The sequence below is a fragment of the Rhodoblastus sphagnicola genome (assembly GCF_002937075.1).
Lineage (GTDB): Bacteria > Pseudomonadota > Alphaproteobacteria > Rhizobiales > Beijerinckiaceae > Rhodoblastus > Rhodoblastus sphagnicola.
The window spans coordinates 17,490-37,535 of record NZ_NHSJ01000131.1; the positions used below are offsets into that span (position 1 = coordinate 17,490).

7 protein-coding genes and 3 pseudogenes are annotated in these 20,046 nt (G+C 64.5%); 4 read left to right on the plus strand and 6 right to left on the minus strand.

The genetic code is table 11. The features are described from left to right. Positions 1–127: 127 nt before the first annotated feature. Positions 128–1,355: pseudogene (gene tnpC / locus CCR94_RS21655) on the plus strand (IS66 family transposase); the annotation flags it as partial. A 60-nt stretch (positions 1,356–1,415) separates the two neighbouring features. Here tnpC and CCR94_RS21660 read toward each other — a convergent pair. The 5 genes and pseudogenes from CCR94_RS21660 to CCR94_RS21680 all read right to left on the minus strand — a co-directional run bounded on the left by CCR94_RS21660 (position 1,416) and on the right by CCR94_RS21680 (position 17,766). Next, complete coding sequence (locus CCR94_RS21660) at positions 1,416–13,943, minus strand: filamentous haemagglutinin family protein (RefSeq protein WP_104510246.1); 12,528 nt, start codon at positions 13,941–13,943, stop codon at positions 1,416–1,418. A gap of 158 nt (positions 13,944–14,101) precedes the next feature. Then, a complete protein-coding gene (locus tag CCR94_RS21665) occupies positions 14,102–15,064 on the minus strand; it encodes a FecR family protein (protein WP_158254868.1) in 963 nt (320 codons plus the stop codon). Positions 15,065–15,077: 13 nt separating this feature from the next. Further along, on the minus strand, positions 15,078–15,659 hold the full coding sequence (locus CCR94_RS21670) for an RNA polymerase sigma factor (RefSeq protein ID WP_104510252.1): 582 nt from the start codon (positions 15,657–15,659) through the stop codon (positions 15,078–15,080). 171 nt (positions 15,660–15,830) lie between these two features. Then, entirely contained in the window at positions 15,831–16,403 is a 573-nt protein-coding gene (locus CCR94_RS21675; protein WP_146090139.1) for an STN domain-containing protein, read from the minus strand. Between the two features lie 505 nt (positions 16,404–16,908). Further along, positions 16,909–17,766, minus strand: a pseudogene (locus tag CCR94_RS21680) (integrase core domain-containing protein). Between the two features lie 182 nt (positions 17,767–17,948). On the opposite strand from CCR94_RS21680, the gene CCR94_RS21685 reads away from it, so the two are divergent. From CCR94_RS21685 to CCR94_RS25315, 3 genes are all read left to right on the plus strand, one after another. Further along, positions 17,949–18,149, plus strand: a complete 201-nt coding sequence (locus tag CCR94_RS21685; protein ID WP_104510257.1) for a hypothetical protein — start codon at positions 17,949–17,951, stop codon at positions 18,147–18,149. 363 nt (positions 18,150–18,512) lie between these two features. Beyond that, on the plus strand, positions 18,513–18,722 hold the full coding sequence (locus CCR94_RS21690; protein ID WP_104510259.1) for a cold-shock protein: 210 nt from the start codon (positions 18,513–18,515) through the stop codon (positions 18,720–18,722). 220 nt (positions 18,723–18,942) lie between these two features. Continuing rightward, on the plus strand, positions 18,943–19,092 hold the full coding sequence (locus tag CCR94_RS25315) for a hypothetical protein (protein ID WP_158254869.1): 150 nt from the start codon (positions 18,943–18,945) through the stop codon (positions 19,090–19,092). A 40-nt stretch (positions 19,093–19,132) separates the two neighbouring features. Here the strand turns inward: CCR94_RS25315 and CCR94_RS21695 are convergent. After that, a pseudogene (locus CCR94_RS21695) lies at positions 19,133–20,036 on the minus strand (IS630 family transposase). Positions 20,037–20,046 lie beyond the last annotated feature (10 nt).

Below are 20,046 nucleotides of genomic sequence, written 5' to 3' on the forward strand. Positions count from 1 at the left end.
GCGTCCCGTCACCTCGCTGTCGTCCTGAACGTTTTCTTCATCCCATTGGAGGCCCGCGGGATGAATGTCGCCGTAAAAGACCTCCACCACCATCGACACCCATCGCCATGCCCCTTCACGCAATCGGCTGCGGATCGACCTGCTGGAGCGCCAGATTTACGGACAAAAGTCGGAGCGCTCGGCGCGCCTGGTCGACCTGCTGGCGCTGGCGTACGAAGAGGCGGAGGCTAGCGCCACGGAAGACGAACTGGCCGCGGAAAAGGCCGTCGCCAACACCACGACCGTGCGCGCATTTACGCGCAAGCGTCCCGAGCGCAACACGTTTCCCGACCATCTCACGCGCGAACGCGTGGTGATCGAAGCCCCGACGACCCTCGAATGCTGCGGCGGCAAAAGGCTGCGCAAGCTCGGCGAGGAGGTGACGCGGACGCGGGAGTCGCCACCGCGCCCGTGGAAGGTGGTCGAGACGGTGCGCGAGAAATTCACGTGCCGCGATTGCGAGAAGATCAGCCAAGCGCCCGCGCCCTTCCACGCCATTCCCAGTGGATGGGCGGCGCCGAGCCTGCTGGCGATGATCGTGTTCGAGAAATTCGGCCAGCGCCAGCCGTTGAACCGTCAGGCCGAACGCTGCGCGTTGGAAGGCGCGCCAATCGCTTTGTCGACCATGGCGGACGCCTTTGAAGGCTACGGCAAGCTTTATCAGGCCGACTGAAAGCCCGGTCCGATCAAGGAGGCGGCGTGCTGGGTGCATGCGCGGCGCCCGTTCTTCATCATGGCCGACATCGAGGAGAACACCCGGCGCAAGGCCGCCGGCAAGAAGGAAATCCCGCTGTCGCCGATCGCGATCGAGGTCGTGCGCCGCATTGATGCGCTGTTCGAGATCGAGCGGGCCGTCAACGGCAAGAGCGCTGCGGAGCGCCTGGCGGTTCGACAAAAGCTGAGCCAGCCGCTGGTCGAGCACCTTCAGGTCTATTTGCGCGAGCAACGCGCCAGGTTCTCGCGCGGGCATGATCTGGCCAAGGCGATCAACTACATTCTCAAGCGTTGGCCGGCCTTCACGCTGTTTCTTGAGGGCGGGCGCGTTTGCCTCTCGAACAACGCCGCCGAGCGCGGCCTGAGAGGGATCGCTCTGGGAAGAAAATCGTGGCCGTTCTGCGGTTCAGATCGCGGGGGGCGAGCGCGCGGCGGCCATGTACCGCCTGATCGTCACCTGCAAGATGAATGGCGTCGGTCCGCAAGCTTGGTTGGCCGACGTCCTCGCCCGCATCGCCGGCCACCCTGCGCGCCGACTGGATGAACTGACGCCGTGGAACTGGAAGCCGCAGACCCCAGCCGAGACCGCCAAGGCCGCCTGAAACGATCGCAAGGAAACTAAGCAGACATTCGTTGGGAAGCCAACGAATGTCTGTTTAGCGTCATCGGACCGCCAAGCGGCTCTGCTCCTCCGCCGTCAGCTTCTGCGCCTGGTCGTCCGACAGCCGACCCATGCCGACGAACTGGACGGAGCTGTTGGGATCGTAGCTCTGCCGGCTGCGGTTCAGGCGGCGCCGTTCCTCCTCATCGCGATTCGGCGTAGATCCATCACCCCCGCCGTAGCCCAGCACTTCAACGATGATCACCGACGGCTGCGCATTGCCGCTGCCCTGGGTCGGCGCTGCGGCCTGCTGCGTCGCCGCGGTGGCGTTGGTGGCTGACAGGGCCGCGCTGATGCTCGGCGCCTGCACCGTCGGGATGCCGGTGGTCCTGCCCTGCGCCTGGATATTGGCGGCGTTGAGGATCTGCAGAGCGGCGATGTTGATGTCGCCGGAGACGCGAATGCCCGCTTCGCCCGCGTCCACCTTGCCGAGCGGCGCGATCAGGTCGATGTCGCCGGCCTTTACTTCCGGGATCGGGTTCAGCGTTGCGATACCGGCGCCGGTCGAGGGCGCCTGCGGCGCCAGCGTGACGTTGCCGTATTCGTCGTAGACCCGCTTCGGCGGGGTGTAGACCACCGTCGTCTTGGCGCCACGACCGGCATTGATGTCGCCCTCCGCCGACCATACCAGGATGTTGCCGCCGAACGTGGTCATGATGCGCGACAGGCCGAGCAGCACCGAGCCCTTGGCATACATCTGGATAGCGCCCGAACCCTGGGTGACGATGCCGGCGGTCGCTGGCGGGACCACGCCCTCGATGCCGACCACCTGCTGGCCGCCCGGCGTCAGCATCTGGATGCCGCCGCCGAACAGGGTCTGCACCCCCGCGCCGCCAAACATCGTGATGTCGCCGCGATAGCCGTCCGCCTCCGGGAACAGCGCTCTAATGGCCTCGCGGCCGCGCAGATAGGAGCCGTAGCGCGTGCTCGACGGATCGTTGTATTCGCGACCGCCCGCCTTCAACTCGGCGAAGTACACCGTGCGCAGGAAGATCTGTTGCTGCTCCGGCGCCAGCGCGGCGAAGGTGCTGCGTGCTTCCGCCGCGCCGCCGGTGAAGCCAAAGCGCTGCTTTAGCCAGTCGGCAAGTTCGTGCTCATAGGTCTTGGCCACCTTACCGGCCTGGTCGGCCAGCGGCGTCCCGGTGACGGCAAGGTTGGCCGGATCGAGATAGGCCAGCAGCGCCGTGTAGTTCGGCCCGGCCGAACCGGCGCCGGCCTGCATCAGGATGTCGGCGCCCGGCCGCGTGTCGCCCGAGGCCAGCGGCCCGATCGAGACGATCGATCCCTTGTCGCCGAGATACAGGTTGCGGCCGGCGATCACTTGCAGCGAGCCGGGGCCGCCGATCTGAACGTCGGCATAAAGAATGTCGCGACCGGCCTCGATCGACGAGACGTCGGTGGCGTCGTTGTTGAGGAACAGGCTCGGCGCTTCCTGACCGCCGTAACGATAAGCGCCCTTGCCGAAATTGACGATGTCGCGCCCGGCATAGATGCGCGCCGGCATCGCAGCGGCATAGCCGGTCTGCAACACGCCATTGAAATTTTCTCGTGTGGAATCGCCGAGTGTGAAGTTCACGATGTCGCCGTTCATCGCATAGACGCGGATGGTCTTGTCGTCGCCGGCGTGGAGGTTGGTGGTCACAGTGTCGGGCTGGAAAGCGAAGTAAGCGTTGCTATTCCCGGGGCGGAATGGATTGGGGATCGAGTTCGGGTCGGTCTTTGCGCCGGACACGATCCAGGCGCCGCCATCGTTGAGCCCGCTGTAGCCGACGACAAAGGCTGCGGCGTAGATCGAATTGCCGGCCATCAGTTCGAGGTAGCCATCGGCCGAGGGCGCCAGCTCAAACCTGCGATAGTTGGCCGTCCAGTACAGGCTGCCGCGCGCCGCGACGGCTTCGAAGATCGGTGGTAGCATGGAACGCGCCATCTGGTTGCTGCCCGACAGCCAGTATTCGTTCAGGCCCTCGTTGGATCCCATACTGTAGGGGACCAGGTTGCCGCCTGCCGAATGCAACTTGATCGCACTGTCCGCACGCCACAGGGAATACGCTGAGGCCACGTTGGTAGTGCCTTCCGCATAGATCATGCCCGGATTGCCCGTGCCGCCGAGCACCAGATCGCCGCGTGCCGCCAGGCTGGCCGTGCCGTCGCCGATTACGACCACCGGCCCGCCGAGGCCGCCGTCTGTCTGCAGCACGGCCGCGGCGTAGGGATTTGGCGCGCGGGGATCGTTCGGCGCGCCCGAGCCGTAGCGCAACGGCGCCGAGCCGATGGCTGCAGCCTTCACAGAGATGTCGCCGCGCACATTCGTGAACGATCCGTACAGATCGTCCGGGGTGAAGCCGTTGCTGACCCCGAGCGGATTGAGCCGACCGCCGATCGCGATCGCCATGTCGCCGCCGCCGCTCTGGCTCAACGTGCCGCCGGTGACGATACCGTCCGACGTCTTTGCAACAGACGTCACCCTGCCGCTGGATCCGACGGCGAAGACGAGGCCCGAACTGGCATAGGTCTGGAAGCTGTTCGAACTGATTTGCCGGATCGAATCGAGCGCGCCGGCATCTGCGCCGACATCGACCGTCAGGTTGCCGCCGCCCAGCGTTCCAAAGCCGCCAAAGCCACGCAGCACATTGTTTTCATAAGCACCGAAACGGATGCCCCAGGCCGCTGCTGTCGTGGCGTCGCCCTGGCGAACCAGCCAGTTGCCGACCGAATAATTGTTCTGGCCCAATTGCGAGATATTATCCTGATAGATGTAGCCAGTCAGCTTGCGCCCGGCTGCGATCCCGAGATCGCCGCCGCCCTCGGTGAAGTAGCCGCCTTGCGAAGTCACGCCGGCGTACTCGCTACCAACCGAGATCTGGGCGCCGGCGGTGTAGACGCCGAACGGCGTATCCTGCGTCAGGTCGCGACCGGCGATGAGATCGAGATTGCCGGCGCCGGTGCGGATCACGCTCGACAGCGGCAGCCCCGTCAGGTCGGTGTGCAGATCCGAAAGCACCATGTTGCCGGCAGTGCCGAGCGTTGACAGCGATTGTACCGAGCGGCTGTCGGCGCTCTGCAGGTCGGCGCCGCTGACCATGCGGAGCGACCATGACTGGCTTCCAGCAGCCAGCATCGGCGTCGTCTTGCCGTAAATTGTTGTCAGCGCAAAATAATAGCTGGACTGGGGTAGCGTTGCTCCGGTCGGCAAAGTCTGGGCTGCTAAGGCAACTGAGTAGAAGTATGCGGCAAGATTTGTTCCTGCTGGAACGATAGTGCCACTGACAATGCCGACGGCGCCGTCGCCTGGAAGAACAATTCCAGCAGAGAACCGAGCGCCTTGGGGAATTGGGGCCGTCACTGTCTGACCAGCGCTGTAGAGCAGACCACCAACCGGACTATAGATGCTCGCGGTTGCCACCCAGCCTGTTTCTGCGATAGCAATCCGAGTGCTGAAGTCGAACGGAACGGCAACCCCACGAATCAGATAGTTGTCGCTGCTCAACACCGCGTCGAAATTCAGGATCGTCGGGCCAGAGAATTCGATCTGTCCCTGAGATATTGTCATCGGCACAGTCAGCGTTCGCGGCACATCCAGATATTCGAACGTCTGGTTCGTACCAATCGGAATCACGACAGGGACGCCAAAACCGTCGGACACGCTGCCGTTCACGGCAAGGTTGCCCGAAGCCCGGATCACCAGCGCTCCCACCTCGCCAGCGCCGTAACCGGCCGAGGCAGAATCGCGATCCGCGTTCGGTCCATAGCGATAGCCTGCCAGATTGAGATCGCCAGTGATGGTGAGATCACCCGCGCTGTTCACGATCTCCACGCCGGGGCGCAGATGGAACGCCGCGCCCTTGTTCTTCAGGCCGGCGAGCCGGTTCTGCAGACCGCCATTGGCGAGCGCAGCATTCATGTAGGCGACGTTGCGCCCGTCGATCTGGTTGAGGCCGACCGCCCCGGTATTGGCCCCGGTCGTCGCCACCGGCGCCGTGTCGCCATTGTCCTGCATCAACGTGCCATTCGGGCTGTTGAGGTCGTAGGTCCAGAACGCATTGACGGAGATGTTTTTGGCGCCCGCGATGTTGAGCGGCGCCGATGCGTCGATGTTGAGGTCGCCGCTGGTCTCGCCGGTGCGCATGCTGGAAATCTCGATGGCGCCGCGGGCGACGCCGTCCGGCGACGACAAGTCCATGGTGGCGCCGGATTGCAGCGTCACGCCGCCGCGGCCGAACAGGTCGATGCTGCCGCGGTTCTTGGCGTCGATGGCGACGCCGTCGCTGTCGATCTGCAGCATTGTGCCGTGGACGTCGAGGATGCCGCCGGACGCGACCGTGAGATTGCCGAGCGCGGACAGGCGGATGCTGCCGGGCCTGGCGCCGCTGGCGTCGATGGCGCCGGCGACGCTGAGATTGCCCGCCGCATCGTCGAGCGACACGATGACATGATGCGCCTTGACCTCGCTGCCGATGGTGAGGCTGCCGCGCTTGATCGCGAAGTCGCGCGTGCCGAAGAAGCCGCCGGCGTTGAGGCCGCGGTTGAGCCGCGCAAAGTTCAGGCTCTGGCCGCCCTCGACGGCGTCGAACGCGCCGATCGTGCGGGCCGAGAGCTTGAACGAGCCGCTGTTATATCCTGCTGTCGCCGCCCCCTTGAACAGGCCGTCGAGCGACGCCATCTCGCCGCCGCCGACATTGTAGAAGCCGATCGTCCCGGCCGAGGCGTCCGGCGCGATCAACGAGATCGAGCCGGCGGCATTGTTGACTGCGGAAACATCGAAGGTCGCGCCGTTGAAGATCGCGATGTCGCCATGCGCGCTTTCCAGCGAGATGTCGCCGCCCCAGGAATATTTCGCGACGTCGTGGAACGGGATCGTGCGGCCGGACAGGTCGAGCCGCGCACGGCTGCCAATCTCGATTCCGTCCTGCGCTGTCACGCTCAACTTGCCGGAAGGCAGCGCGATGGCGGACTCCAGCGTCACCGACGAGGCGGCCGAGCGCAGGTTCAGCGTCGCGCCGAGCGCGGCCACCGCCGCCGTGTCGGCCGGGGCGCCCGCCGGCGCGACCAGGCGCAGCGCGCCGCCGGCGATGAACGACATCGTCGATCCGTTGTCGCCGGTAAGCAGAGGCGTGATCAGGTTGAGCGTCGCGGCATCGCCCGCATAGGCGTTCGGGTCGAACGGCGTTGCCGGGTTTGGCCCGGTGCGCCACACCGACAACGAATTGGTGTTGTTGGACGTGACGCGCGCCGAGGCGTTCAGGTTGACTGTTTCGAAGCCGAGCATCAGCCGGTTGAACTGCAGCGTGCTCATCGGCTGCGAATTTGCGAGATAGCCGAACACGATTTCGCGCGCCGCGACGTTGAAGGTGGCATGGCCCGCGCCCGGGCCATTGGCGATGATCGCGCCCGGCGCCGCCGCGGCGTAGATCGGCTGCAGCGTGGGGCTCCAGCCGGTGAGGATCGCCTTGCTGCCCCAGACCAGACGATCGGTGGTGAGCGTGACGTTGTCCTGCGCGCCGCCGTAACCGTAGATCGCGGGCGTGCTCAGCACGAAGCTGTCGAGGATCGATTTGCCGCCGGCGTCGAGCGTGGAGAGATTGACCGAGCCGTAGAAATTGACCGAATTCGCCGCCGACAGGATCAGGTTCTTCATGCCGGGCGCGCCGGTGGTCGGGTCGCCGCGCATCAACCGGTCGAGTGTGGACTGGTCGAGTGTCAGGCCGCCCGGCAGGATTCCCGCGGTTGCCGCGTCGGCGAGCGATTGCGTGGCGCCGATGTTGATATAGGGCAGCGCCAGTTCGAGATCGCGGGCGCCGAAGCGCGTGGTGTCGCTGATCGTGACGCCCTGACCCGCGGTGAAGCCGATCGAGCCTTCGCTGTAGAGCGACGTGTTGTCCTCGAGAATGATCTGCGTCGTCGTCGAACGCGACGGATCGAGCGCGATCGAGCCGTTGGAGACCGCCAGCAGCGTCGGCGCGTTGAACAGATATCCGGTGGTGGAATCCGGCGCGAGCAGTCCGCCGCCGAGCGTGTTGATCGAGGCGCCCGACTTCATGATGATGCCGCCGTCGCCCGCCGCCAGAATGACCTGCGAGCCGCGCAGCACGACGCCGCTCTCGATCACCAGCGAACGTGTCAGACCATCGGTGACCGTGAACAGCGGCGTGTTGGCGGCCAATGTGGCCGACGGCGCCCCGCCAAGATAGAGGCTCGGCGCGCCGATGCGGGCGATCTCGGAGCCCGCGACCGTAATGAGGTTGTCGGTGCGCATCGTGCTGCTGCCCGGCCCGGTGACGACCAGGTCGTTCTGGAACGCATACTGCGCGCCGCCGGGCGTGACCGACAGCGTGCCGCCGTAGCCGCCGTTCTCCGGCGTAAAGTCCGCGCGGCCGTTGAACACAACAGCGGATTCCACGCGCGGCGCGCTGCCGGCCGCCAGCGGCGCCAGGTTGAGCGTCAGGAACTTGCCGTCCACCGTCATCGGCGCGCGCAGCGTGCCGAAGGTGGATGCCTGCGCCAGTTGGAAGGTCTCGAAACCCTGCTCGTTATATGGCGAGTAGCTGCGCGTCGCAGCGCCAGATGTCACGATCATCGACGTGGCGAGCGTGTCGATGATGGCGGCGCCGGCGACGCTGCGGATGCCACTGACCAGATACGAGCCGGACGCGACCGGCAGAGCGGAGCCGTAATTCGCCGTTCCCTTGGCGCCGAGTTCGACGCGGTAGGCGCCGGGCAGCAGCGCGTAGTTCGCCGGAAGCAGCGTGTAGGCGCCGGCCGGCAGGCCGGGCACGCCCTCGGGAATCGTGACCTGCTCGCCGACGCCCGGCACGGCGCCGGTCCAGGCAGAGGCGTAGGCGCCGGCGGTCGGCGCCACGTCGATGCCGGGCATGATTGCATAGACCTTGTTGCCGGCTGCGCTAAAGCTGTTGCCGGGATTGGCATTGGCCAGCGCCGTGACCAGCGCATCGACCGAACCGCCACGGCCGGAGACAAAGGCTGCGCCCGCCAGCGCACCGCCGCCGGACAAATCGAGCGTTGAGCCGGCATCGCCGACCATGCGGCTCGCCGTCACTGTGACGCCGAGACGTGGACGCGCGCTTCCGGAGACAATCGTGCCGGTCAGCAGATTGCAGGTGAGCGGCGCGACGCCGTTGACGGTGAAATTGACGCCGTCGACCGTGCCGCCATAGGGCATCACGAGCCCCTTGGCGCTCACCGACGTCAGGCTGCCAGGCAGGAGTTCGACCAGCCCTTGATCCGGGCTGGTCTGCAGTGCGGCGTTGGATGGCGTCTCGGCGGTGAGCCCGATCGTGCCGAGCGGCGCCAGCAGATTGCCGCCCTGCCGGATCGTACCGGCGCGCATGTTGAGCACCCCGAACACCGAATACGGCGCGGCGACGCTCTGGTCGTCGCGACGCCCGATATTGATCGCGCCGCTGTTGGCCACGTTGGGATCGAGCACCGGCGCGCCGCTCGCATTGATCGTGGCGCCCGCATAAAGCTGCGCCATCGCGCCGGAGGCCGGATAGATGCGGCGCGCGATCAGGTCGAGGTCGCCTTGCGAGGCAAGAACCGTGGTCGCATCGTTGGCGGCGCCTGTTGCCTGCGCCGTCGCGGCGAGGAAGCGGAGATCGCTGCGGCTATCGAGCGTCAGCCTCGCGAGTTGCGCATTCATGCTGTTGACGACGTCGATCAGGCCGCCTTCGACGCGGAGCGTGCCCGTGGTCGGCCATGTCGGCAGGATCGAGGCCAGCACCATGTCGGCGCCCGCCCGCAACGTGAACTGGCCGTCGAGCGTCACGTAGGGCGACGACACCGTCGCATGGCCGCCTTCGACGGAATTGTACAGGTTGGCCGTGCGCAGCGCGATGCTGCGTCCGGCTGACAGCGTGACGTCGCCGTCGAAGACGATCGCGGTGCGCGCGAACAGCGACAGATTGTCGAAGCCGCCGGCGGCGACCTGCTCGACGCTGAGGTTTGCGTAGCCGGGCTTGAGGGCATCGTCAGACGCGCCGGCCTGCAGACCCGGAGGCAGCAGGCTGGGCTGCCGCGTCTGCGAAACATGAAGCGCCCGTCCGGCCAGCATACGGGCCGGCGGCGGGTTCGGCAACATGCTGTAGATCGGCGCTTCCAGATTCAGCGTCAGCGTGCCGCCGGAGGCCCCGGCGCCGCCGGCGCGCGCCAGCAGCGTGCCGTCATTGTAGATGCCCGTGGAGGAATCCATCACGATGCTGCCGCCGCTGCTGGCGACATTGCGGTTGACGAGCGTGCCGTCGCCGGCCGTCGCGACGGCGAGCTCGGCGCTGGCGCCGGAGACGTCGATGACCGCGCCTTCGCGGACCACGACATAGGATTCGGTCGAGAGGTTGCCGTTTGTATATTGGGTGCTCTTGCCGCCGAGGCTGCCGAGCACGACCTTGCCGCCGTCCGGCGCCACGCCGAACGCATGGCCCCTGGCATCGAGCGCCGTGAAGGCCTGCGCCGACGCGTCGAGCCGGGCCTGCGCGCCGATCCAGACCGAGAGGCCGCCGATATCGGCGCCGAGAGGGATCGTGTTGCCGGTGTTGAGCACATTGATGGTCCCGACGCGCGCAGTGATGCTGCCGTCGATGGTGACCTGTCCGCCGCTGGCGATGCGAACGCTGCGACCGGGATCGACCGCGATCGAGGCGCCGGCGCCGACTGAAATGCCCCCGCCTGCGAGCTGGCCGAGCGCCGGGTCCGCGGTGCGGCCCGACAGCAATTCAAGGTCGGCGCCACCGCGCGCGGTCAGCGTCCCCTTGATCGGATCGGCGATGTAGAGCTCCGGCGACAGCCATGGGGTGAGCGCCATCGAGGGATCGCTGCCGGTCGGCGCGGCGAAGCTGGCTTCGGTCAAGCGATAGACCGGCATCACGGGGGCCAAGGTCGCCCCGCCCGGCACGATCAGGCCGCTTTCGCCATTGATCGAATAGCTTGAGAAACCGCTGCTCAGCAGGTCAGCCCCGACGTGCAAGGCTGCGACCGGCTTGATCGCGGCATCCGATGGCAGGATCGTCCCCGCGCGAATGAGTGTCCCCGCGGCAATCGTGACGTTGACCGCCGCGATGGATCCGGCGGCGTGCGGGAAGACAACCGGCGTGTCGAGCGCGAAGCCCGACGGGAAAGCGTCCGCCGGCAAGACGTAACCTGCGGGCAGCGTACGAATGGCGCTTGGAACTGACCCGTAAAGAAAAGCCGATTCGGGGACGACCATACCGGCGCTAACTTGGACGTCGCTTCCATTGAAGTTATACCAGATGTTCTGCGTGCCGGCAGGGACGACCCAGTCGGCCGCCAACGTCAGGCCCGCCGCGGGAATGGTGGCGTTGAACGGCAACGCCACGCCGCCGGCAACCGACGAGATACTTTCGTCATAGCTGACCGGCAGCGCAGCGCCAGCGGCAACGAACAGCGCCTGCGCCAATATTACGTCCGCCGGGGTGGCCGATCCGACCGGTAGCGTCGAGCCGATTTCGTAGCTGGCGTCGCCGATCACCACCACGCCCGACGTCGATAATGTGAGTTTGCCGCCGCCATCGACGCCAAAACCGCGAAAACCGCCCTTCAACGTCAGGACGCCCGAGCCGCCGCCTCCGTAATCGGCCATCAAGGTGACGTCGCCGCCCTTGTCGCCTTTGGTCTTTCCGGAAGCGAGAACGGCGCCCCCTGACGACACGTCGATCGCCGAGCGATCTTCGAGCGTCACATCGCCGGTCGAACGCAGCGCGACATTGCCGCCATTGACGAAGGCAAGACCCGACAGCGTCGATGGGTCGGTCATCGCATTGGACGACAGTCCGCGCACATTGAGGGTGACGCCGGCGCGCACGACGATGGATGCGTTGCCGTCGCTATCCGTGAGATATCCGCCGGCGTCGCCATTGCCGCCGATATTGCTCACCGAGACGCTGCCGCCCCGCGCGGTGACATCCGCGGCGATATCCGCATGGGGCGCAAAGATCTGGAGGTTGCCGCCTGAAGCCAGGGTCAGCGGCGCGGCCATGGCGACTTTCTCCTTGGCGTCCAGCCACAGGCCGCCAAGCCCGAAGCGCGACAACGACTTGGCATCGAGATGCACCGTGCCGTTCAGACTGGGATCGATGGCGTTGTTCAAGCCGAAATTACCCGCAAAGACAGCGTCCGATCCCACGGTGATCGTCGTCGCCACGGGCACGTCGTAGAGCTTGGTGTTGGCCGGGTTGGCGGAATACACATAATTGGCAACGGCCAGCGTTCCGGAAAGGGCCGCGCTGTTCTGCGCCTGCTTGTAGCCATCGCTGACTCCGGCCGCCCGCGCGCTGTTCTGACGCTCGCCGGTGATCACATCTGCGACAATCTCGGCCTGAAACAGCGAGGTCGGCGTCGAAAGGTTGAGGCGGCCGGCGTCGCGGCCGATCGTATAGCCGGATTCGTAGCGCGAACTGGAGTTGCGATCGAGGATCGACGTCCAGTACTCGGTCAGTTCCGGAACGACCTTTCCCTGAATCATGTGGCTGCGCGAGAAACCGCCCGCCATGCCCAGGAACTTCATATCGGCCGGAGCATTGTCGAAGCTGTAGATGCGGCCGTCGGCGCCGATCAGCTTGCTCGAATAGATGTTGCCGCCGGCATAGCTCACCGAGCCGCCGGAGATGTCGAACTTGGCGCCCTGCTGCGCGATCACTTCCGGCGCCGCCAGCGTGATGCTGCCGCCGAGCGCGGTCCATTCGCCGATTGTGTGTGCGGTGTTGGAGAGGTAGCCGCCAAGCTCAAGCAGCCCGCCCTTGGTGTAGTAACGGTCGCTGGCATAGCCGCCGGCGCCGGCCGGAACCAGAACGAGATCGCGGATGTCGATCCAGACGTTCTTGTTGATCAGCACGCCACTGTCGCGGTTGACCGGAGAGTCGCGCAGTTCATTGCCCTGCACGCTGATCCTGATCTGGTTGGCCGACATTGGCCGCACCACGCCCTGCACGCCGGAGACGTCCACCGTTGAGCCGGTCTCGGTAAAGATGCGCTGGCTGGCGCTGACGGCGACGGTGCCGCCTTGCGCCATGGTCAGCGAATTGTTCTTCAACTCGACGATGCCGCCGCTGACGATCTCGACGCGCGACTGGTCGAGCCGGTCCGCCAGTTGCGACAGATTGTCGAATTGCCCGGTCGCCTGCAGGTTCTGGCCGGACTTCGCGATCAGCGCGTCGCGCTGGGAATCCAGCGCGGTGTCGGTGGAGTCCAGTTCCGGAAGGATGACGCTGACGCTGTTGCCGGTGAGCGTAATCTTGCCGTTGGTGTCGCTCGCCGAATTGAGCAAATGGATGGCGCCGCGCTGGTGCACCGAGGTGGTCGAGATCAGCACACCGTCCTGCGTGAGCGTGCGTCCGGCCAGCGTGATATCGCCCTGCTGCGACAGCACGGCGCCGCTGTTGCTGACCGCGCCGCTGAGGCTGCCGGCGTAAATGACAGGCGCCACTTCGCTGCCGCGAGTCGTCGAGAACGCATTGCCGTCGGTGCCAAAGCCCTTGCGCAGGATGAAATCATCGCCGGCGGCGAGCAGCGCCTGCCCCTTTGGCGTGGTGATCGAGCCGGCATTGACGACCTCGCTGCCGAGCAGCATGACGAAGCCGCCGCCAGAGGTCACCGAGGTTGGCGCCGCCGTCGAGATCAGCGCGCCGGCTTCCACCACCACCTTGCCGCCCGCAGCCGTGAAGCTCGGCGTGTAACTTCCTGCGTTCTGCGCCGAATAGATGCCGTTGGCCCGGAACTGGGCGTCGGTGATGTCAGCCGTGGAAGCGATCAGCGCGCCAACGTTGATCTGGCTGGCGCCGCCGAAAATGACGCCGCTCTGGTTGATGACATAGACTTGGCCGTCGGCCTTGATGTTGCCGAGGATCTGGCTCGGCGCGACGCCGGCCTCGACGCGGTTCAGCGCGACCCAACTGGCATGGCCCTGCTGGTCGAAGTTCAACGTGGTGCGGGCGCCGACATTGAAGGATCGCCAGTTCAGGATTGCGTTGGCTGTGGTCTGGCGGATGCCGACCAAAGTCTGGCCACCGGCGCCGACCGTTTGCGTTGGCGTATTGGCGCCGCTCCAGGTCGTGACCGCATTGGCAACGCCATTGCCGGCGAGACCCGAGTCCGGCGCGAGGCCGCCCGGCGCGAGGCCGTTGGCAACGCCGAGCGGCGCCGTAGTGGACAATTCGCGCGCCTGCGCAGCCGCCCGCGCGGCGGCCTGCGCCGCCTGCATGGCCTGGATCGAACGATTGAGCGCGTTCTGGCTCTGTTTGGCGACCGCACCGGCCTGCTGCGCCGCGACTGTAGCAGCATCCGAGGCGAAATTCGGCGCGGATACGCCGGCGGCCGAACCGTTCAGCGATCGGGCCATGGCGTCCGGCGACCCCGCCAGCATCAGTCCGAGAACAAGTCCGCTGGCGCCGGCAAGCAACGCACTGCGCGACACGGCGCCGGACGACCGCGCGGCGATCCGTGACCCCTGATCGTTGGCGCGACTGGACAGACGACGGTTGGATGCAGCGGCGCGGAACGACATGAAAACTCTTTCTCAAGACAGATCGGGCGGCTAAAGCATGCCGCTCGCTCCCGAAGATCATCGGCTGTCCTAAGGACGTTCCGGCGATCAACGAGAGGAAGTCGCAACGAGAAGAATTATTTCCGCTGGAAAACGCTGATTGTCTTGCTGCTGTCGCATTAGCTCAACATGACGAGGCCGCCGCCGAGCGACCGCACCTTGGCGCCGAAGACCTCATGGAACTGGGTGATGACCATGTCCAGCCGGCTGAGCTTGAAGCGGGCGCTGACCCTCCGTCTACCGATTTCGGCATTCAGCAGCACGATGTGGCCCGGGCGATAGCGGTTGACCTCATCGATGACATGCGAGAGCAGTTCGTTCTCGAACACCAGAACGCCGTCGCGCCAGCCGGCGGACACATCGGGATTGGCCGCGGTGGCGGCGCCGATATCGTCCGCATAGGCCAGTTGCTTGCCTGCATTGAGACCGACGCTCCGTCCGCGAACGCCGACGTCGACCGTGCCATTGAGACACGTCACACGCACCTCGGAACGGTCGAACCGGAGCGTGAACTGGGCATTGGCCGCCGAGACAGCGCCGGCGGCAGCCCGGACGGTCACGACGCCCGATTGCGCCGACACCGCCGCCTCGCCGGCCACCAGTTCGATGTCCCGCTTGTCGCCGTCGACTTCGCGGATATTCAGGCTGGTGCGCGTGTTCATCTCGATCAGGACGTCGCCCCCCAGCGCCAGCTTGCGCTGCTCGCCGACCCCGGTGCGATAATCCGAGCCCAGTTCGGTCAGCGACGGCCACAGGTCCAGCGGGGGCCGAATGAGCAACCCGCCTGCGACGACCGCCGCCGAGGCCGCAACCGCGCCGCCGATGAAGGCGCGCCGGCCCATTGGCCGGGCGCGACCGGAGAAGCCAAGGCCATGGCGCTGCGCCTCAAGCAGCGGCGTCTCCAGCATCCCCCATAGACGGCAAACCTGGGCATAGGCTGCGGCATGACGAGGGCTCCGCGCGCACCAACGCCGAACTTCGTCCAGATCGGCCTGCGTGGCGTCGCCGGTCGCCAGATGCACGACCCAATCCTTGGCGCGGTTGCGCAACAGCTCGTCACTGTCGTGTTCGTCACCTTTCATCATCGAAGCCAGCTCATTCGCGGCCGGCCTTGGCCGCAATGGCCTGCACAGCACGTTCATTTTCTATTGTATCGATCGACCTGTCCGGTCCGCCGGCATCGCCGTCCAGAAACGCCTCGCAATGATCGAGGGCGCGCCGCAACTCCATCCTTACCATCCGCGGAGTGATGCCGAACCGGTCCGCAATTTCATTTTGCGACAAGCCCTTGACCCGCCCTGCGATCAAGATCTCCCGCGACCGGTGGGGCAGCGCGGCAATCGCCCGGTGCAGCGCCTTGACCTCCGACCGCGCCGCGACCTCGCGTTCCGGGCTGGGTGCGGGATCGGGCAACACCTCGAGGGCGTCGCGCACGTCGGAACGGCGCGCCCGACGGTTTTCCGCCCGTCGATGATCTGTCGCGATATTCGTCGCCATCCGCAGGAGATATCCCGCCGGGCTGCGGACAACGCCCGCCTCGTCGCCGCGGTGCAGGCGCAGCCAGGTCTCGTTCAGGCTTTCGTCGGCCAGTTCGGCGGACCCTAGACGGCGTGTCAGGCGTTTTCTGAAGTCGTCGTACTGATCGACCAGCAATTCGCGGAGCGTATTCCAGGTCATCGTATCAGGTCGGACAGACGATCAGGCGCCAGAATTGCCGGACCGGCGCTGGGCGCAACTGACGTCCATTCGCAATCCAGGCGCCAACACATGCCGCATCACTCCGGTATTCAGCGACGCTGTAGCGATCAAATATGACAGATCGACAACGGTCAGCTCCATAATATCGCCTTACTCAGGCGGACCGCATTCCCGAGGCTGATCACGTCCGCGAGGCGCGATCACCATCGTTACGGGCTGGGCGACCTTCGCAGGCGCCATGCCCGCCAATGTCACACGCCGCAAGGCAAGGACGAGCGCGTCGTCGCGGCGAAAGTCCCCGGTAGACCCTAGCAGAACAGCATGCCGCACCGTTCCAACGGGGTTAATCCAAAGCTGCAGCGCGATCCGGAAATTTCCGGGTCGCGTCAGTTCGGATTTGCAAAGCGCATCGAGAATGCCGACTTGCAGAGCAGCCATCAACGTTTGCTCGTCCCCAGACGGCAACCGCAGCGCCGCCTCCCGGTCCGCGGGAACCACGGTTACGGCGTCAACGTCAGTCTGTCGCGCGACCAACCCCGTGCCGGCAAGAAGCCTCTGCAACGCCACTGACGGAGCGAGGTCGCCACTGACGGACGCGGACTTCCGGCCCGCGACCAAAGAAGTCTCGTACAACACCTGCACGCTGCTTGCAGCGGCGTAGGCATTCAGCGCGCCTGCCAAGGTTTGCGCGGGGATTCCGTAGCGAACTTCGTGCTCAGGCATAGACGGCGAGGCCGCCTGCCCAGCTTTCGTGGCCGTGAGGCCAAACGCCCACATCCCAAAGCCCAGTATCATTGCCCGGAGCAAGCGAGCCGATCGGGTCACGATACCTTCCTCCCTGGCGGTGGCGCCCACATTCATCGCGATGCAATCTCGCACAATAAATGCGTAAGCGGGAAACGTTTAGCGGGGCAGTCACCCGCTCCGGGTGGTGTCGTTCTAAATTGACATAAGCAGGATTTCCGAAAAGTGGCCACCGGTTTTCGGATAAAAATCCTGCAAAAACAAAGGAAGCTAAGCAGACATTCGTTGGGAAGCCAACGAATGTCTGCTTAGGGCATCCGTGTGTTGCGCGCCATCTTTGTGTAAGTTGCGTGACAGTTTGGAGGCGGAGATGCCAGCCCATCACCAACGAATCGAAACGTCACAAACCGCTGTGTCCGTCGTCAGAAGAAATGGGACAAACTGAGCTTTTCAGGAACGGAGGGTCTGGCTCATCTGGGTCATGTTATGCGGCTTGCGCGTGATGCTGCAAGCGGCGAGTTTCGATGGTCTGGCGTTTGATCCTTTCTCGTTCGCTTAAAATGGCGTCGCCCCGGCTGAGATAGACGTCAGCCGGCGTGAGATTGTCGAGGCTTTCGGGAGAGCGGTCGTTGTTGTAGCGCTCGACGAAGGCCGCGATCTCGCGCTCCAGTTCTCCCGGCAGATAATAGTCTTCAAGCAGGATGCGGTTCTTCAGCGTCTGATGCCAGCGCTCGATTTTGCCTTGCGTCTGCGGATGATAGGGCGCGCCGCGCACGTGAGCCATGCCCTGCGTTTCCAGATATTGCGCCAGTTCCTCGGCGATGTAGGACGCGCCGTTGTCCGACAGGAGGCGAGGCTTCTTCGCCGGCAGGTGCGAAGCCTCGACCAGGCGGATGATCTCCGCCTTTTCAGAGGGCGAATACCTCATGCCTCGTCCTCCCGGTCCAAGTCTTCCAGACTGATTTGCCCATCCGCGATCACGCTTTTTTTAAGCAGGCGATTTTCCAGCGTCAGGTCAGCGACCGCTTCCTTCAGCGCCTGCGCCTCGCGCTTGAGCGCCTTGACCTTTTCGGTGTTGGCCGAGCGGGCCGTATCGCCGGTCAGCCGGCGCTTGCCAGCCTCCAGGAAGTCCTTGGACCAGCCGTAATCATCGAGGTGGCGATGCCTTCGCGCCGGCAAAGCTCGGCGATGCTCTCCTCGCCGCGCAAGCCCTCAAGCACGACGCGGATCTTCTCCTCGGCCGAAAAATGCCGACAGGTCGCGCGGCGAATGTCCTTCAGAACTTTTCAGCCGGCGGCTTGGCGTCCGAAGCCACTCTCGCAGGTCCGGGTTTCTGTCTCATCTTCGCTCCTTGTCAGCTACGATGAGCCAGAAACCCTCCGTTCTCAATGAACCCGTTTTTGTCCCACTCACGCTGACGGCGAACAGTCGTTTGGATTTGTAATATATTTGAAGGATTTACCCAGATAATTGACGCTTCGGAAATTGAAAAGCGACTTACGGCGCTTGAGCAGGGGCAGGCCAATGAAAACGAGCGTCAAAGCCAGGCTGGCGGCCATAGCGGCGAAGAGCTCGAAACCCTATCGCATCGTTCTTTGCACCGAGGGCGACGCCACGGCGGTTGAAGAGGAAATGCGGCTGGCGGGCGAATTGGAGGGCCACGGCGTCAAGATCATCGTCTTAACGGTGCCGAGAAGGTCCCTGGAAAGGATGACGATCCAATGAGCCGCACAAGCCCGCGCTCGCGCAGGACACTCACACGCCCAGGGTTAAGTGACATGGCGACGCGAGAAGGTGAAGCACGCTGCGCCGCGTTTTTTGGCGCATGTCAGCGATATGTCGTGCGGCGCCGGCGCATGGTTGGATAATGCAGCATAACCAAACCGCAAAAATTCGGTTGTTGATCATCGAATTCGATTGTCATGTAGAAACATTTCGAATAAAAGAGAACCACGATATTTGTTTGGACGGCCGTTTTTCTACCGCGCTTGTGCGCTTGCGACGAACCTCCCCCCACTTCGAAATTCGGAAAAGCTGCCGTGCATTCGCGTGGCGGACGATCAATACTGCCATGAGGAGGGTTCTGTTATGACCACCGGCACAGTGAAATGGTTTAATTCCACCAAGGGTTTCGGCTTCATCCAGCCCGACGACGGCGGATCTGATGCGTTCGTCCACATCTCTGCTGTCGAGCGCGCCGGAATGCGCGATCTCGTCGAAGGCCAGAAGCTTGGCTACGAGCTGAAGCGCGACAACAAGACCGGCAAGATGTCGGCCGAACAGCTCGAAGCAGTCTAATCGAGTTCATCGTTGGCGGCGCGACCACGGATGTACTGGCGCCCGCCGACAGACGAACACCCAAAGGCCAGGCATTGTCTGGCCTTTTTCATTTAATCCCGGGCGTATTTCCGTTTCCGCCTTTCGGTTGGCCAAAGGACTGCAAGTCCTTGTGCAGAGCTTTAAGGATAGGGCTTGTCCATGCCCCGCGCCCGATAGGCGCGCCGATCAGGCGTCACGCTTGCCGACGACGATCCGCAGGACCACACAAGCCGGCGGATTGATCGACCTGATCGATGAAATCGAGGCGCTTCTGGTTGCGGGTCGGGCGCTGCCGCGCCAGCGTCACTCGTCGAAAGGCGCCGCCAGCGCTGCCTCGCCCTCCTCCTGATCGTCGTCGCGCATGAGTCCAAGGTTAGAGCGGATTCGGCTTAAACCGGCTTATAGCCAGCAGCGGCGAAGAAGTTTGCGCATTCCTTGGGCGAGAACTCGGCGAGCAAGTCTGCGACCTTTGCCCATAGTCCATCGACAGTTCGCTCCGCAGCTTTTCGCAGCAGCGCCTTCAGCTTCGAGAAGGCGTTCTCGATTGGGTTGAAATCGGGGCTGTAGGGCGGCAGGTAAGGCAACTGCGCGCCAGCGGCCTTGATCGCCCGGCCGCTTATGGCTGCCGAGATTGTCCATAATGACGATGTCGCCTGGCGAAAGCGTCGGGACCAAAATCTGATCGACATAGGCCTGGAACGAGACGCCGTTGATGGGACCATCAATGACCATGGGAGCGCCCAGACCGTTGCGGCGCAACCCGCCGATGAATGTCGTCGTTTTCCAGCGCCTATGCGGCGCGCCCGCGTAGTCGCGCCATATTGGTCGTCATCCAGGTTTCATCAATGAAGACAAGGCGGTTAGGGGGGAGGCTGCTTTGCCCGTCAGGCCAATCTTCGCGCTTCTTGCGGACGTCCGGGCGATCCTGCTCACTCGCGTGAGCCATTTTTTTAGGGTGAGGCCGCAGCGATCGAGGAAGGTCCACAAGGTTGAGCGCGCCACCGTCACACCATGCGTTTTGAGCAGTCGCGCGAGCAATTCGTCGAGCGAAAGGTCGGGCGTCTCATCAATCAGAGCAAGGAGGAAATCGCGATGCGGTTCAAGCTTTCTGGGCTTGGCGGCGCCTTGCTTATGTGCTTTGCGGTCACCCGTTTGCCGCGCGCGTCGCACCCAGACAATGGCTGTCGCCACCCCTATGCCGAAATGGCCGGCTGATCCCCGGGCCGATGAAACGCCAGACAACGCGGCCTCGATAACGCGATCACGCAAATCCTGGCTGTAAGCACGGGCCATGGGAAGGCGC